Genomic DNA, 1070 nt, shown 5'->3' on the forward strand with positions numbered 1-1070 from the left:
TAACGCTTAAGCTCAGTTGACCGTAATACAGAGCGAAGCGGCGTATTACTGGTCAACTGCAGCGCCTTGTTAGCGCAGCTCTGTTTAATCATTGCACGGTAATTTTGACGTTTGTACATTATGCATGTTGTGTTATTCATTAGTTTTATTTGGAAAAGAAACCTCAAGTACAACACAACCTTCTTCTGTTTTAAACGGTCCATGTATTTCGCCAGGTGGCCTGCTTGCATAGTGCCCAGTTTCTAACCACGTATCAAATGCTTGATCATAGAGGCGACCACTAACTATAAATATTTCTTCAGGATACTCATGACTTTTGCTGCCGAAAGAAGAGGTATCTGCACCCGCATAAAACCTTGTTAACCGCGTATATTCTCCAGTTGTATCGTCGATACTTAGTGTTAATTCTTCAGCAACACCTTCTAGGCCATCAATAGGTTTCCACTTATTTCTGTTGTTTGAGTCAAGTGGATTCCAGTAAGTAACAGTTGATTTAGTCATATGTTTTTACGGCGTTAACGCCTGAAATCAGCGGCCGCGTTAGCGGTCGGCTGGAATGATTTGTTATGTTTTAGTTGGAGCATTTGTAAGCCTTGCCTATAGTAGTTGTATTGGTTGTTCCCAGAGAGCCCCAAGCATTTGTATTTTTCATATCTTGAATATACACAATATTAGCACCTAGTTTACTTGCTTCATTTCTAAGTTCATTTCTTGCTCCAACTACTAAATTTTTATTAGATGTCCAATCTCCAGTAAACCAATTTCCTTGAGAGCCAACAATTTCCCCTAAAAACCTACATTTATTTTTGTTTGGTGAAACATTAACAAGTTCAATGCTTTTTGCTTCAGGTTTTACTTCTATAGCTGAACAGCCATATATGAATATTAAAACTGTTACAGTTGATAGTATTTTTTTCATTTATTGTTTCTCTGTTTTTTAAACATAACGCCTTGCTAAGCGGCAAATTATGGTTGGCTATAATGCGCGGAGCGCGAGCCAACTGTAATTTGTCCGTTTGAGCAACTTGTTAGGCTTTTATTCTGATTTGTTAGCAATTTTTTGCAGGTTT

Annotated in this window: 2 protein-coding genes; both read right to left on the reverse strand. The window is 38.0% G+C overall.

From position 1 onward, the window contains the following. Positions 1-132: 132 nt before the first annotated feature. Positions 133-501, reverse strand: a complete 369-nt coding sequence (locus BTHERMOSOX_RS11480; protein ID WP_138121233.1) for a cupin domain-containing protein — start codon at positions 499-501, stop codon at positions 133-135. A 70-nt stretch (positions 502-571) separates the two neighbouring features. Beyond that, positions 572-919, reverse strand: a complete 348-nt coding sequence (locus BTHERMOSOX_RS11485; RefSeq protein ID WP_138121234.1) for a DUF4156 domain-containing protein — start codon at positions 917-919, stop codon at positions 572-574. Positions 920-1070: the final 151 nt, after the last annotated feature.

It is taken from the genome of Bathymodiolus heckerae thiotrophic gill symbiont (assembly GCF_900128515.1).
Taxonomy (GTDB): Bacteria; Pseudomonadota; Gammaproteobacteria; order PS1; family Pseudothioglobaceae; genus Thioglobus_A.

Bases quoted from the DNA above. Each gene is read 5' to 3' on its own strand.
- BTHERMOSOX_RS11480 (WP_138121233.1), bottom strand. From the start codon at position 501: ATGACTAAATCAACTGTTACTTACTGGAATCCACTTGACTCAAACAAC.
- BTHERMOSOX_RS11485 (WP_138121234.1), bottom strand. From the start codon at position 919: ATGAAAAAAATACTATCAACTGTAACAGTTTTAATATTCATATATGGC.